Origin of the sequence: Cetobacterium somerae ATCC BAA-474 (assembly GCF_000479045.1) — a bacterium.
GTDB classification, from domain to species: domain Bacteria; phylum Fusobacteriota; class Fusobacteriia; order Fusobacteriales; family Fusobacteriaceae; genus Cetobacterium_A; species Cetobacterium_A somerae.
In genome coordinates, this window is record NZ_KI518090.1 from 51,430 (window position 1) to 65,200 (window position 13,771).

General features: G+C 28.9%; 16 protein-coding genes. 13 read left to right on the forward strand and 3 right to left on the reverse strand.

Annotation, left to right across the window (positions count from 1 at the left end; translation table 11 throughout):
- The first annotated feature begins 2 nt into the window (after positions 1-2).
- The 13 genes from nrdR to tgt all read left to right on the forward strand — a co-directional run bounded on the left by nrdR (position 3) and on the right by tgt (position 11,124).
- Entirely contained in the window at positions 3-464 is a 462-nt protein-coding gene (gene nrdR / locus HMPREF0202_RS02780; protein ID WP_023051862.1) for a transcriptional regulator NrdR, read from the forward strand.
- Entirely contained in the window at positions 461-892 is a 432-nt protein-coding gene (aroQ, locus tag HMPREF0202_RS02785; protein ID WP_023051863.1) for a type II 3-dehydroquinate dehydratase, read from the forward strand. The genes nrdR and aroQ overlap by 4 nt, the downstream gene beginning before the upstream one ends.
- Before the next feature lie 8 nt (positions 893-900).
- Positions 901-1,833 (forward strand): methionyl-tRNA formyltransferase, encoded by a 933-nt coding sequence (gene fmt, locus HMPREF0202_RS02790; RefSeq protein WP_023051864.1) that lies wholly within the window; start codon positions 901-903, stop codon positions 1,831-1,833.
- Between the two features lie 25 nt (positions 1,834-1,858).
- Positions 1,859-2,509, forward strand: a complete 651-nt coding sequence (locus HMPREF0202_RS02795; RefSeq protein WP_023051865.1) for a redox-sensing transcriptional repressor Rex — start codon at positions 1,859-1,861, stop codon at positions 2,507-2,509.
- 2 nt (positions 2,510-2,511) lie between these two features.
- Positions 2,512-3,366 carry a bifunctional methylenetetrahydrofolate dehydrogenase/methenyltetrahydrofolate cyclohydrolase FolD gene (gene folD / locus HMPREF0202_RS02800; protein ID WP_023051866.1) on the forward strand — a complete coding sequence of 285 codons (855 nt, stop codon included), beginning with the start codon at positions 2,512-2,514 and terminating at the stop codon, positions 3,364-3,366.
- Positions 3,367-3,379: 13 nt separating this feature from the next.
- Positions 3,380-3,820 carry an ACT domain-containing protein gene (locus HMPREF0202_RS02805; protein ID WP_040406188.1) on the forward strand — a complete coding sequence of 147 codons (441 nt, stop codon included), beginning with the start codon at positions 3,380-3,382 and terminating at the stop codon, positions 3,818-3,820.
- A 9-nt stretch (positions 3,821-3,829) separates the two neighbouring features.
- Complete coding sequence (gene accB, locus HMPREF0202_RS02810; RefSeq protein WP_023051868.1) at positions 3,830-4,288, forward strand: acetyl-CoA carboxylase biotin carboxyl carrier protein; 459 nt, start codon at positions 3,830-3,832, stop codon at positions 4,286-4,288.
- A gap of 135 nt (positions 4,289-4,423) precedes the next feature.
- Positions 4,424-5,683, forward strand: coding sequence for a hemolysin family protein (locus HMPREF0202_RS02815; RefSeq protein WP_023051869.1), 1,260 nt, complete (start codon positions 4,424-4,426; stop codon positions 5,681-5,683).
- Between the two features lie 3 nt (positions 5,684-5,686).
- Positions 5,687-6,346 (forward strand): DUF502 domain-containing protein, encoded by a 660-nt coding sequence (locus HMPREF0202_RS02820; RefSeq protein WP_023051870.1) that lies wholly within the window; start codon positions 5,687-5,689, stop codon positions 6,344-6,346.
- Entirely contained in the window at positions 6,347-7,135 is a 789-nt protein-coding gene (locus tag HMPREF0202_RS02825) for a tetratricopeptide repeat protein (RefSeq protein ID WP_023051871.1), read from the forward strand.
- Between the two features lie 52 nt (positions 7,136-7,187).
- Entirely contained in the window at positions 7,188-7,700 is a 513-nt protein-coding gene (locus HMPREF0202_RS02830; RefSeq protein ID WP_023051872.1) for an adenine phosphoribosyltransferase, read from the forward strand.
- Positions 7,701-7,767: 67 nt separating this feature from the next.
- Positions 7,768-9,948: a RelA/SpoT family protein gene (locus tag HMPREF0202_RS02835; protein ID WP_023051873.1), complete on the forward strand. Its 2,181-nt coding sequence runs from the start codon at positions 7,768-7,770 to the stop codon at positions 9,946-9,948.
- Between the two features lie 9 nt (positions 9,949-9,957).
- Positions 9,958-11,124 (forward strand): tRNA guanosine(34) transglycosylase Tgt, encoded by a 1,167-nt coding sequence (gene tgt / locus HMPREF0202_RS02840; protein ID WP_023051874.1) that lies wholly within the window; start codon positions 9,958-9,960, stop codon positions 11,122-11,124.
- Positions 11,125-11,166: 42 nt separating this feature from the next.
- Here the strand turns inward: tgt and HMPREF0202_RS02845 are convergent, their stop codons facing one another.
- From HMPREF0202_RS02845 to HMPREF0202_RS02855, 3 genes are read right to left on the reverse strand one after another with little or no spacing between them, the layout of a single operon-like run.
- Positions 11,167-11,379 (reverse strand): hypothetical protein, encoded by a 213-nt coding sequence (locus HMPREF0202_RS02845; protein WP_023051875.1) that lies wholly within the window; start codon positions 11,377-11,379, stop codon positions 11,167-11,169.
- 9 nt (positions 11,380-11,388) lie between these two features.
- The gene (locus HMPREF0202_RS02850) at positions 11,389-12,420 is read right to left on the reverse strand and encodes an asparaginase (RefSeq protein ID WP_023051876.1); all 1,032 of its coding nucleotides are present in this window, start codon (positions 12,418-12,420) and stop codon (positions 11,389-11,391) included.
- A gap of 48 nt (positions 12,421-12,468) precedes the next feature.
- The gene (locus HMPREF0202_RS02855) at positions 12,469-13,749 is read right to left on the reverse strand and encodes an adenylosuccinate synthase (protein WP_023051877.1); all 1,281 of its coding nucleotides are present in this window, start codon (positions 13,747-13,749) and stop codon (positions 12,469-12,471) included.
- Positions 13,750-13,771: the final 22 nt, after the last annotated feature.

The following is a 13,771-nucleotide window of genomic DNA, read 5'->3' on the forward strand; positions in this document are numbered from 1 at the left end:
GTATGAGATGTCCATTTTGTAATAGTGAAGACACAAAAGTAATAGATAGTAGAGCGTTTTCTGAAAATAATTCTATAAAAAGAAGAAGAGTATGTAATAGTTGTGAAAAGAGATTTACTACCTATGAACGAATAGAAGAAAATCCAATCTATGTTGTAAAAAAAAATAAAAGTAGAGAAAAATTTAATAAAGATAAACTTTTAAGGGGATTAGAAAGAGCAACTAATAAAAGAAACATAAGTAGAGATGATTTAGAAAAATTTATTGCTGATGTGGAAAAAGTAATACAAAACACTTTAAAAAATGAGATAACAACACAGGAACTAGGGGAGCTTGTACTAGAAAAATTAAAGGTATTAGATGAAGTAGCATATGTTAGATTTGCATCTGTATATAAAGAGTTCGATGATATAAAATCTTTTATAGATGTCGTAGAAGATATAAAAAAGGATAAAAAGATATGAAAGTTTTAATAATAAATGGACCAAATTTAAATTTTTTAGGAAAGAGAGAGCCTAAAATATATGGAGATGAAACTTTAGAGTTAATAAATAATAAAATTAAAAAATTTGGTATGAATCATGGGATGGAGGTAGAATTTTTTCAATCCAATCATGAAGGATATATAATTGATAAGATACAAGAAAGTTATGAAAATGTTGATTATCTAATAATAAATCCAGGGGCATTAACACATTATGGGATAGGAATAAGAGATGCAATTTTGTCAACTAATCTAAAAACAATAGAGGTTCACTTATCAAATGTATACTCTAGAGAGGAGTTTAGACATAAATCTGTAATATCGGATATATGCATAGGTAAAATTACTGGATTCGGTTCTGAAGGGTATAAAATGGCTCTTCAATACTTAAGTAATTTAAAGAAATAGGAGGCAAAATGAGAATTTTATTTATGGGAACGCCAGAGTTTGCAGTTCCATCATTAGATATATTAAGAAAAAAGCATGATATAGTAGGAATATTTACAAAGGTAGATAAACCTAATACTAGAGGTAAAAAAATAAAGTATACACCAGTTAAAGAGTATGGAATTGAGAATAATATACCAGTTTATCAACCTGATTCATTAAGAACAGAAGAAACATTTGAGTTAGTAAAAGAATTAAATCCAGATTTAATTGTTGTTGTAGCATATGGAAAAATAATACCAAATAATATTATTGATTTTCCAAAGCTTGGAATAATAAATGTACACTCATCTTTACTTCCAAAGTTTAGAGGTGCAGCACCAATTAACGCAGCAATAATAGCTGGTGAAGAAGAAACAGGTGTTACTATTATGGATATTGCTGAGGAATTAGATGCAGGGGATATTATTTTAAAAGGAACTACTCCAATTTATGAAGAGGATACTTTTTTAACACTTCATGATAGATTGAAAGAAATTGGAGCAGAAAAATTAAATGAAGCTGTAGATCAAATAGAAAATGGAACAGCAAAAAGAGAGAAACAAAACCATGAGTTAGCAACATTTGTAAAGCCATATAAAAAAACTGATTGCTTAATTAATTGGAATAAAAATAAAGAGGAAATTTTTAATTTTGTAAGAGGAATGAATCCATTTCCAACAGCTTATACACACCACAATGATAAGATTTTAAAAGTTTATGCAGTTGAAAAACTTGATAAAATTTATGAAGAAGGGGAAAATGGTGAGATAGTAGATTTGATTAAAGGAAAAGGATTTGTTGTAAAAGTAAATGAAGGAAGCATAATTTTAACTGAGATTAAACCTGAAAATAAAAAAAATATATCAGGAAAAGATAGTATAAATGGAAACTTATTTAAAATAGGTGAGATTTTAAAATAAAAATAATGGGGGGAGAGGTTAAATAATGAAAACTTCAGAAAAGAGAGAAAAAATTTCAAAAAAAACTATACAGAGGTTAACAATGTATTTAAAATGTTTGGAGAAATTTTCGCCAGATGATTATATATCATCAGAAGAGATGGGTGTTTTACTTGGAGTAACGGCTGCTCAAATTAGAAAAGACTTTTCAAACTTTATAATGGATTTAGATTCTTGTATAGGAATAAGGGGTAAAGGGTATAACGTAAAGTGTCTTTACGAAATGATTGAAGATATATTGGGAATAAATAAACAAAACAATGTAATTATTGTTGGAGCTGGAAAGTTAGGGAATGCTATTTTGCTAGAAGGTGACATAGAAAAACCAAGATTTAATATTGTGGGAATTTTTGATATTACAAAAAGCAGAATTGGTAAAGAGTATAAGGGAATAAAGATAAGTAGTGTAAGTGATATACCAAAAATTGCATCTGAGAAAAAAATAGATATGGCAATTATAACAGAAAATAAATCTATAGCTCAGCAAGTAACAGATATAGTAACTCAATCAGGAATAAAAGCTATATTGAACATGACTTCCTTAGAAATAAAAGTACCAAAAGATGTTGTAATAGAACACATAGATTTAAATAGAAAGCTTCAAGAATTAAATTACTGGAAGGAAAAGGCGGAATAGTAATGAAAATTTTAGATGGTAAATATGTATCTCAAAAGGTTAGAGATTTAATAAAAAAAGAGATAATAGAGATAAAAGAAGTTAAAGGAACAGTTCCAGGATTGGCAGTAATACAGGCGGGAGATAACTTAGCATCTAAAATTTATGTTAATTCTAAGATAAAACAATGTGCAGAAGTTGGAATAGAATCAAAAAATTTTATTATGCCAGCAGATGTAACTGAAGAAGAGCTTTTAAGAAAAATAGAAGAATTAAACAGTGATGAAACAGTTGATGGAATATTAGTTCAATTACCATTACCTGATCATATAGATACACCAAAGGTAATAGAAGCAATAGATATAAATAAAGATGTGGATGGATTTAAACCAGAAAATTTAGGAAAAGTAGTTTTAGGAGATGAAACAGCACTAATTTCATGTACTCCTGCAGGTATATTAAGATTATTTGAAGAGTATGAGATAGCTTTAGAGGGAAAAGATATCGTTGTTATAGGAAGAAGTAACATTGTTGGAAAACCTATGACAGCACTTTTAATAAATGAAGGAGCAACAGTAACAGTTTGTAATAGTAAAACAAAAAATCTTGCAGAAAAAACAAAAAATGCAGATGTTGTAATAGTAGCTATAGGAAAAGCTAATTTCTTAAAAGGTGATATGATTAAGACAGGTGCTATTATAATAGATGTTGGAATAAACAGAGATGAAAATAATAAGATTTGTGGAGATGTGGACTTTGAATCTGTAAAAGAAAAAGTATCATATATAACACCTGTTCCAGGGGGAGTAGGACCCATGACTATAGCAATGTTACTTAATAATACGTTAAAGGCGTTTAAAATTGGAAAAAAAATATAGGGGAGAGTTTAGAATGGATAAAAAAGAATTTTATATTGTTGATAAGAGAATACTACCAAATTCGATTCAAAGTGTTATAAAGGTAAATGAGATTGTTCAAGCTGAAAGAATTTCAAAGTATGAAGCTATAAAGAGAGTTGGAATAAGTAGAAGTACATATTATAAATATAAAGACTATATAAAACCATTTTTCGAAGGTGGAAAAGAAAAAGTATTTAGTATACATTTATCTTTAATGGATAGACCTGGAATTTTAGCAAGGGTTTTAGATATTATTGCAGGAGAGCAGATGAACATCTTAACAATTGTTCAAAATATAGCAATAGATGGTGTGAGTAGAGTAACAATTTCTATACAAACAACAGAAAATTTACTTAGAAAAATTGAAGAGATGTTAGAAAAAATCAGTTCTTTAGATTCTGTAAAGGAATTAAGAGTAATAGGAAGTAATTAAGGAGGAACAATGAAGTTAGATTTAGAAAGCGTAAAAAAATTAGCTAAAAGTATAGAGGAGCATAATCTTTCTGAAATTAGTATAGAAGTTAATGGAACAAAGCTTACTATGAAAAAGGAAGAACTAAGACAAGAGGTAGTAACTTCAAATATTAAGTACGTAGAACAACCGACTTTAACTAATAAAGAGATAGAAATTGAAGAAATAGAATCTTCAGAAGAAGTAGTTGTAGAAGGAAAAGAGATTGTTTCTCCAATGGTTGGAACATATTACTCAGCACCTTCACCTGACTCAGAAGACTTTGTAAAAATTGGAGATAAAGTAGAGGTAGGAGATACAGTATGTATAGTTGAGGCTATGAAAATGATGAACGAAGTAAAATCATCAGTAGCAGGAACTGTTGTAGCTTTGAGAGCAGAGAATGGAAAAGTAGTAAAAAAAGGTGACATATTATTTTTAGTAAAATAAGGAAAGCTAACAGCTTTCCTTTTTATTCTTTATTAAAGTGCTGGTTTAAAAAGCACAGTATATTGTTTTTTATGGAGAATTATGGTAGAATATATAAGCATTCAATTTAAAAAATAAGGAAGGTGTATTATAAAGTTGGACACGTATCGTGATATTATTATATTAGTTGTATTAATTTTACTATCTGGTTTTTTTTCAGCCTCAGAAACAGCATTAACATCTTTTAAAACAACAGATTTAGAAGATATTGAGAAGTCGAATAAGAAAACAGCACATTTATTGAAAAAGTGGTTAAAAAGTCCAAATGAGATTTTAACAGGTATGCTTTTAGGAAATAATATAGTAAATATTTTAGGATCATCTATTGCAACTGCTTTAGCAATTAATATAATGGGGAATTCTCCTAGAAGTTTGGCTATCGTAACAGGGATTATGACAGTTTTAATTCTTATATTTGGAGAAATAACACCGAAAATAATGGCCAAAAATAATTCTAAAGGTTTCTCAAAATTAGTAATTGGTCCTATGTATTATTTTGGATTATTAATGAAACCAATTGTAAAAATATTGATGTGGACATCTATATTAATTGGTAGAATTTTAGGAGTTGAAGTAAAAACTGAAAATATAATGTTTACAGAAGAGGATTTAATATCTTTTGTAAATGTAGGTGAAGCTGAGGGTATTATAGAAGAAGAGGAAAAAGAAATGATTCACTCAATTGTAGGATTAGGTGAAACTAATGCAAAAGAAATTATGACACCTAGAACATCAATGTTTGCAGTTGAAGGAAATAAAACTTTAGATGATATTTGGGAAGAGATGATAGAAGCTGGATTCTCAAGAATACCTGTATATGAAGAGACTATTGATAATATTATAGGTGTTTTATATACTAAAGATGTTTTAAATTACTTAAAAGCACATAGCACAGATACTCAAGTTAAAGAGTTAGTAAGAGAGGCTTACTATGTTCCTGAAACAAAGTCAATTATAGAAATTTTACAAGAATTTAAAAGTAAAAAAGTTCATATTGCACTTGTATTAGATGAGTATGGTGGTATTGGTGGAGTTTTAACAATAGAAGACTTATTAGAAGAGATTGTTGGAGAAATTCGTGATGAGTTTGATAATGAAGAGGAAGAAAGCATTAAAGAGATTGATGATAATAGATATGAAGTTGATGCAATGCTTGATATAGAAACAATAAATAAAAGTTTAAATATTGATTTACCAATATCAGAGGATTACGAAAGTTTAGGCGGATTAATAATGTCAGAGCTTGGAAAAATTCCTGCAATAGGAGATATTGTAGACTTTCAAGATGTTAAGTTGGTAGTAGTTGAGGTTGAGAAGATGAGAGTGTCTAAGGTAGAGATACAAAGAGGAGAATAAAAGATGAAAAGAGTAAAAGCCAGTTTTTATAGTGGGCTAATTGCTATATTACCTATAGTTATTACAGTATATATTTTTAACTGGATATTTCAAATTTTCTTAAACTTATTGCAAGATTCTGTTTTAACAGTAGCAATAAGAAAGATTGTTTTACAAACTGGATTAGGAAAAGAACAAGATCTTCATTTATATACTCAAATACTTATAAATGTTTTATCTTTTGTAACTTTGATATTATTATTAATAGCTATAGGAACAGCTATGAGAGTATTTTTATTTAAAAAAATTGGAGCTTTTTTAAACAATCTTTTAGTAAAAATACCATTATTTAGTCAGATATATAGTACAATAACTCAAATAATATCTCTATTTGCATCAGATAGACAAAAATCATACCAAAAAGTTGTGATGTTTGAATATCCTAGACATGGGATTTATAGTATCGGATTTATGACTTCAGATAGTAATCATTTTGTAGAAGAGGTAACTGGTGAGGAGATGTGTAATGTATTTTTACCGACATCACCAAATCCTACTTCAGGGATGTTCATAGTTTTAAAAAAATCAGAAGTAAGAGTTTTAGATTTAAAAGTAGATGACGCAATAAAGCTTATAATTTCAGGAGGAGTAATATTACCACCAAATAATAAAAAGGAGAACTAAATGTGGAAATATCTTTTTTTAGTTTTTGTACTAATTGGTTGTAGCAATAGTGAGGTAGTAAAGACAACGAAAAATCTTGAAACAAAAAATGAAAAGTATCTATTACTTAAGGGAGCTAACTTGTATTCTTTAGGTAAAAAAAGTGAAGCGTTAGAAATATATGAGGAAATACTAAAGATTAATAGTAAAAATAGTGTAGCACTAAGAGAAAAAGCAATAATTGAAGGGCAACTTGGGAATATAGTTCAAGCAGAAAAAGATTTAAATAGAGCTTTGGCACTTAATCCTAAAGATAATTTAACTTTGAAGAATTTAGGTTATTTAAATTTTGAAAAAAGAGATTATGGTAAAAGTTCTAAGTATTTAAAAAGTGTGTCTAAAGATTTTATGAATGATCAAGATTATTTTATTTTAGGATATATAGAGTTTTTGAATGGGAACTATTTAAATTCTTTAAAGTATTATGAATATGTAGAGGATGATGAAATATTTAATAATAGTTTGTTTTTTGATTCATATTTAAATAATTTAAAAAGAGTAGATAGTTTAAAGAAAGATTCATATTTAAAAATCGAAAATAAAATTAAATATAATAAAGTTAATACAATAAAATTATCAAATTTTTATAGTTTATCTTTAGATAAAGATGATTATTCAGAAAGAGTTTTAAAGAATTATTTAACTTATAATGATATTGATAAAGAAGTAGTAGAAAAATTAATAAACATATACTATAAAAATGGAGATAAAGTAAAGGAAAAAGAAGCTTTAAATTTAATTTTCAATTAGTATAGATAATTTATGATAAATTTTTAAAAGAGTAATATTTAGGAGGAATTAAATGGATTTAAAAAAATATGTAGCATTAGTAGAGGATTATCCAAAACCAGGAATAAAATTTAGAGATATAACTCCGCTAATGGGAAATGGTGAAGCATATAAATATGCAACAGATAAGGTTGTAGAGTTTGCAAAGGAACACAATATAGATTTAGTTGTAGGACCAGAAGCAAGAGGATTTATATTTGGATGTCCAGTATCTTATGCTTTAGGAGTTGGATTTGCTCCAGTTAGAAAACCAGGAAAATTACCAAGAGAGGTAATCGAGTATGCATATGATTTAGAATACGGTTCAAATGTTTTATGTATGCATAAAGATTCTGTAAAACCTGGACAAAGAGTATTAATAGTTGATGATTTATTAGCAACTGGAGGAACTATAGAAGCTACTGTAAAATTAATAGAAGAATTAGGTGGAGTAGTAGCAGGATTAGCATTTTTAATTGAACTAGAAGACTTAAAAGGTAAAGAGAAATTAGAAGGTTATCCAGTATTAACTTTAATGAAGTATTAATAACTTTTAAGGCGGCACAAACTAGTGTCGCCTTATTTGTATAGGATTATTAAAAAAGAGGTGTATTATGAAATATTGGCAAGAAATAGAAAGTGAAATAGATAAGCACAATTTAAAAGTGGACAAAGAAAAGATCAGAATGGCTTTCTTTTTTGCAGAAGAATGCCATATAGGACAATACAGAAAATCTGGTGACAGCTATATAATACATCCTGTAGAAGTAACCAAAATATTAATAGATATGAAGATGGATACAGAGGGAATAATAGCAGGAATACTTCATGATATAGTTGAAGATACACTGATAACTATAGCAGATATAAAGTATAACTTTGGAGACGAAGTTGCCCATCTTGTAGATGGAGTTACAAAATTAGACCATTTACCTAATGGAACTAAAAAACAGGATGAAAATATTAGAAAAATGATAATAGCAATGGCAAAAGATGTTAGAGTTATTATTATAAAATTGGCAGATAGACTTCATAATATGAGGACTTTAAAGTTTATGCCACCAGAAAAACAAAAAAGAATTGCTCAAGAAACTCTTTCTATATATGCCCCTTTAGCTCATAGATTAGGTATAGCAAAGATAAAGTGGGAATTAGAGGATATGTCTTTACATTATTTAGAACCAGAAAAATATAAAGATATAAAAGCATTAATTGATGAAAAAAAAGACGAGAGAAAAAAATATTTAGAAGAGATGGTAAATAATATAACTCGTTTGTTAAATGAAGTACAAATATATGCAAAAGTTAAAGGAAGATTTAAACATTTTTATAGTATTTATAAAAAAATGTTTGAAAAAGGCAAAGATTTTGATGGAATTTATGATTTAATAGGTATTAGAATTATTTTAAATACAGAAGCAGAATGTTACAATACTTTAGGAGTTATACATAGTAATTACAGACCTGTTCCTGGAAGATTTAAGGATTATATAGCGGTTCCTAAATCAAATAACTATCAATCAATTCATACAACAATTGTAGGACCTTTGGGAAAATTTGTTGAGATTCAAATTAGAACTGAAGATATGGATAGAGTAGCTGAAGAGGGAGTTGCAGCTCACTGGAGTTATAAAGAAAATAAAAAAATAAGTAAAAAAGATCAAGTTTATGGATGGCTTAGAAATATTGTAGAGTTAAATCAAGGTGCAGAAAATACTGAAGAATTTATTAAAGAAGTAACTGGAGATATAGTAAAAGAGACGGTATTTGTATTTTCTCCAAAAGGAGATGTTATTGAGTTAGCTCAAGGTGCTACACCAATAGATTTTGCTTTTAATATTCATACAGAGATTGGGATAAAGTGTGTAGGTGCAAAAGTTAATGGAAAAATAGTTCCATTGGATTACAAATTAAATAATGGTGATCGAGTAGAAGTTATTACATCTAAAACTGGTAGAGGACCTGGAAATGATTGGTTAGATATTGTAGCTACACAAAGTGCAAAAAGTAAAATAAAAAAATGGTTAAAAGACCAAAAACTTGATGAAAATATTAAAGTTGGAAAAGAGCTTATCGAAAAAGAAGTTGGAAAATTAGGAATGACTTTAAAAGAGTTTGAAGATAGCCCAATTCTAAAAAAGCATTTAGAGAAACATAATATACCAACAATGAGTGATTTCTATTTCCATATGGGAGAGACAAAAAGTAAAGTAGATGTAGTTGTTGCTAAATTAAAGATAGAGCAAGAAAAAAGTAAAGCGTATATAGAAAGTAATCTAGAAGATTTTATTAAAGAGCCTATAAAGAAAAAATCAGCAAAAAAGGATGATCAAGGAATTATAATTGATGGGACAGAAAATACTCTAATAAGATTTGCAAGATGTTGTACACCTCTTCCTGGAGATGATATAGGTGGATATGTAACAAAATTAACAGGAATTGCAATTCATAGAAAAGATTGTCCAAATTATATTTCAATGGTTAACCATGATCCTGCAAGAGTTATAGATGTTAATTGGGATGAGAGACTTTTAGAAGCACCTTCGAAAAAAAATAGATATACTTTTGCTTTTACAATAAAAGCTATAGATAGACAAAATATACTTATGGATGTTGTAACAATGATTTCAAACCATAAAATAAATGTATTATCTTTAAACTCTCATAATATAAAAAAGGGATTAGATACAATTGCAATTATAAAAGTGACTGTTGAGTTAAATAATAAAGATGAGTATAAACAATTAGTTAGTCATCTATTAAAAATAAAAGATGTAATGTCAGTAGAAAGATAGGAGAAAGAAATGAGTAAAAAGTTACCAGTAACGTATGAATTATACGATAAAGATGGAAAAGCGAGAACAGGAAAAATAACAACTCCTCATGGAGAGATTGAAACGCCTGTGTTTATGCCTGTTGGAACTCAAGCCACAGTAAAAGGAATGACTCCAGAAGAGTTAGAGGAAATGGGAGCTGAAATAATTTTAGGAAACACGTATCACTTGTATTTAAGACCAGGTGATGAGTTAGTTGCTAAATTTGGTGGATTACATAAATTTATGAATTGGAAAAAACCTATTTTAACAGATAGTGGTGGATTCCAAGTATTTAGTTTAGGTGATTTAAGAAATATTAAGGAAGAAGGAGTTTATTTTAGATCACATTTAGATGGTTCTAAACACTTTATTTCTCCAGAAAAATCAATAAATATTCAAAATAATTTAGGATCAGATATAGTTATGTTATTTGATGAGTGCCCACCAGGAATGTCATCAAAAGAGTACCTTATTCCATCTATTGAAAGAACTACAAGATGGGCAAAAAGATGTGTAGAAGCACACAAAAGACCAGATGAGCAAGGTTTATTTGCAATAGTTCAAGGTGGAATTTATGAAGATTTAAGAGATAAAAGTTTATCTGAATTAAGTGAAATGGATGAATACTTCTCTGGATATGCTGTTGGAGGTTTAGCTGTTGGTGAACCTAGAGAGGATATGTATAGAGTATTAGATTATATAGTTGAGAAGTTACCTGAAGATAAACCAAGATATTTAATGGGAGTAGGAGAACCTTTAGATATGCTAGAAGCTGTAGCATCAGGAATAGATATGATGGATTGTGTACAACCAAGTAGAATTGGAAGACACGGAACAATATTTACAAAATATGGAAGACTTGTTGTAAAAAATGCTTCATATTCTGAAGACACTAGACCTTTAGATGAGGGATGTGATTGCTATGTATGTAGGAATTATACAAGAGGTTATATAAGACACTTATTTAAAGCTCAAGAAATATTAGGTGGAAGATTAGCAACATACCATAATTTATATTTCTTATTAAAATTAATGAAAGATTCAAGAACTGCTATAAAAGAGAAGAGATTTAATGAATTTAAAGCTGAATTTGAAAAAAACTATGCTATGGGAAAAAATAGTGATTGGATAAAACCAATAAAATTTGATAAATAAAAAAAAGCTGACTTTTTTAAGTCAGCTTTTTCTCTATTTAAATTATAAACTATATTTTGTAAACTTAGTTTTAAACTCATCTTCAGATCTAACAAAAAGTTTTTCATTTCCTTCTGAATCTAGAACTTCTTCAGAAAAAACTCTGTATAGATACATAATTTGTCCATCTTGTTCATTAGTACAATTTAATATATTATAATTTAAAACTTCATAAAGTTTACTATTTTTATTATTTTTCCAAAGATTTTTGTTCATAGCACTCCTTCAAACAGTTATTTCACCACATAAATCAGATTCCATAAAAACTTTAATTTCTTCAATAGGAAGATTTTTTCCTAATAAATACATTAACTTGGTTATGGCTGCTTCTGGAGTCATATCTCCACCGCTGATTACTCCAATACTTTTTAATGCGCTACTAGCTTCATATAATCCCATTTTGACAGCACCAGTTGCACATTGAGTAATATTAACAACAACAACTCCTGAATCAATAATAGATTTTAAAGCTGAAACAAAATTATCAGTAGTTGGAGCATTACCATTTCCATAAGTTTTTAAAATAACTCCCTTTATTTCAGAATGAGATTCTACAAGTGTTTTTATATATTGAGGATTCATTCCAGGGAAAATCTCAACAATAAGTATATTACTGTTGATAGAAGAATCTGTATAAAACTCATTTTTAGGCATATCTAAAACCTTTTTATCATGAATTTTAATTTCACATCCAATCTCTCCCAAAGCTCTATAATTTGGTGAAGCAAACCCAAAATAATTTGTAGCATCAATTTTTCTAGCTCGATTTCCTCTCAATAACTCATCTCTAAAACAGATTGTAACTTCAGGTATACTTTTAACACCGTATATTCTATTACCTGCAATTTGAATAGATGTAATTAAATTTTGAAGTGCATCACTTCTTGGTGTAACTAAAGGAACTTGAGACCCAGTTAAAACCACAGGTTTATCAAGATTTTTAAGCATAAAAGATAGAGCTGAAGCTGTAAAAGCCATAGTATCAGTTCCATGTAAAATTACAAATCCTCTGTAGTCATAATAATTTTTTTCTATAATTTTAACAATATCAATCCAAATTTCAGGATTCATATCTGAAGAATCAATTAAAGTTGAAATTTGACAGTAGTCAGCAGGAAATCTTTCTAAAATAGGATGATTTTTAGCTACTTCAAACCAATTTTTAGCAGGTCTTAAAGGACTATTAGGATTATTTTCCTCGCTGTTGACCATACCAATAGTGCCCCCAGTATTTATGATAAGAATTTTTTCTAACATTTAGCTCCTCCTAAAATTAATCCCCTAGTAAACTAGGGGATTGATTTCTTATATATCTTTTAAGAATATGTTTTGACTTCTATCAGGACCAACAGAAACAACAGTTATTTGACATCCTAAATACTCTTCAACTCTAGCAAGGTATTTTTTACAGTTCTCAGGTAACTCATTGTAATCTTTCATATTAGAGATATCCTCTGTCCATCCAGGTAACTCTTCATAAATTGGTTTAGCATAAGCTAATTTTTCTGTAGCAGCAGGTACAGTTGTATAAACTTTTCCATCGATTTCGTATCCAGTACAAATTTTTAAAGTGTCTAATCCACTTAAAACGTCGATTTTTGTTATTACAACGTCAGTTAATCCGTTTATATCAACAGCATACTTACCAACAACAAGATCTAACCATCCACATCTTCTTGGTCTTCCAGTTGTAGCTCCAAACTCTCCACCAATTTGTCTGATTTTTTCTCCTAAATCATTATTTAACTCAGTAACGAAAGGTCCTTCTCCAACTCTAGTTGTATAAGCTTTCATAACTCCAATTATTCTATCGATTTTTCTAGGAGAAACTCCAACACCAGTAGTAACTCCTCCACTTGTAGGAGATGATGAAGTAACGTATGGGTATGTTCCATAGTTAATATCTAGCATCATAGCTTGAGCTCCTTCAAATAAAACGAATTTGTCATCATCTAAAGCTTTGTTAATTTCAGGAGTAGCATCAATAATTCTATGCTTTAATCTTTCAGCATATCCTCTGTACTCTTCAAAAATATCTTCAAACTTCATAGTAGGAGCATCATAGATTTTAGTGAAAAGTTCATTTTTCTCTTCTAAATTCATTTGTAATTTCTTAGCAAATAGCTCCATATCTAATAATTCAACAGCTCTAATTCCAACTCTTGAAAATTTATCAGAGTAACAAGGTCCAATTCCTCTTTTTGTAGTTCCAATTTTGTTATCTCCACTTCTCTCTTCTTTTAAGATATCTAATTGAATGTGGTAAGGCATAATAAGATGAGCTCTATCACTTATAAATAGGTGATCAACTTTAGCTCCTTTAGCTTCTAATGTATCAAGTTCTTTTAAAAGAACTTTAGGATCAACAACAACTCCTGGTCCGATGATACATTTACCTTGTCCATGTAACATACCAGATGGTAATAAATGAAGTATAAATTTCTCTCCATTAACAACAACTGTGTGTCCAGCATTATTTCCACCTTGGAATCTAACAACGTAATCAGCTCTATCTCCAAGAACGTCAATTATTTTTCCTTTTCCTTCGTCTCCCCATTGAGTTCCAACTACAACATATCCTGCCATTTAAATACCTCCATGTATTATT

Bases quoted from the DNA above. Each gene is read 5' to 3' on its own strand.
- fmt (WP_023051864.1), top strand. From the start codon at position 901: ATGAGAATTTTATTTATGGGAACGCCAGAGTTTGCAGTTCCATCATTA.
- folD (WP_023051866.1), top strand. From the start codon at position 2,512: ATGAAAATTTTAGATGGTAAATATGTATCTCAAAAGGTTAGAGATTTA.
- HMPREF0202_RS02805 (WP_040406188.1), top strand. From the start codon at position 3,380: ATGGATAAAAAAGAATTTTATATTGTTGATAAGAGAATACTACCAAAT.
- aroQ (WP_023051863.1), top strand. From the start codon at position 461: ATGAAAGTTTTAATAATAAATGGACCAAATTTAAATTTTTTAGGAAAG.
- HMPREF0202_RS02820 (WP_023051870.1), top strand. From the start codon at position 5,687: ATGAAAAGAGTAAAAGCCAGTTTTTATAGTGGGCTAATTGCTATATTA.
- HMPREF0202_RS02795 (WP_023051865.1), top strand. From the start codon at position 1,859: ATGAAAACTTCAGAAAAGAGAGAAAAAATTTCAAAAAAAACTATACAG.
- HMPREF0202_RS02835 (WP_023051873.1), top strand. From the start codon at position 7,768: ATGAAATATTGGCAAGAAATAGAAAGTGAAATAGATAAGCACAATTTA.
- accB (WP_023051868.1), top strand. From the start codon at position 3,830: ATGAAGTTAGATTTAGAAAGCGTAAAAAAATTAGCTAAAAGTATAGAG.
- HMPREF0202_RS02825 (WP_023051871.1), top strand. From the start codon at position 6,347: ATGTGGAAATATCTTTTTTTAGTTTTTGTACTAATTGGTTGTAGCAAT.
- HMPREF0202_RS02845 (WP_023051875.1), bottom strand. From the start codon at position 11,379: ATGAACAAAAATCTTTGGAAAAATAATAAAAATAGTAAACTTTATGAA.
- nrdR (WP_023051862.1), top strand. From the start codon at position 3: ATGAGATGTCCATTTTGTAATAGTGAAGACACAAAAGTAATAGATAGT.
- HMPREF0202_RS02855 (WP_023051877.1), bottom strand. From the start codon at position 13,749: ATGGCAGGATATGTTGTAGTTGGAACTCAATGGGGAGACGAAGGAAAA.
- HMPREF0202_RS02850 (WP_023051876.1), bottom strand. From the start codon at position 12,420: ATGTTAGAAAAAATTCTTATCATAAATACTGGGGGCACTATTGGTATG.
- HMPREF0202_RS02830 (WP_023051872.1), top strand. From the start codon at position 7,188: ATGGATTTAAAAAAATATGTAGCATTAGTAGAGGATTATCCAAAACCA.
- tgt (WP_023051874.1), top strand. From the start codon at position 9,958: ATGAGTAAAAAGTTACCAGTAACGTATGAATTATACGATAAAGATGGA.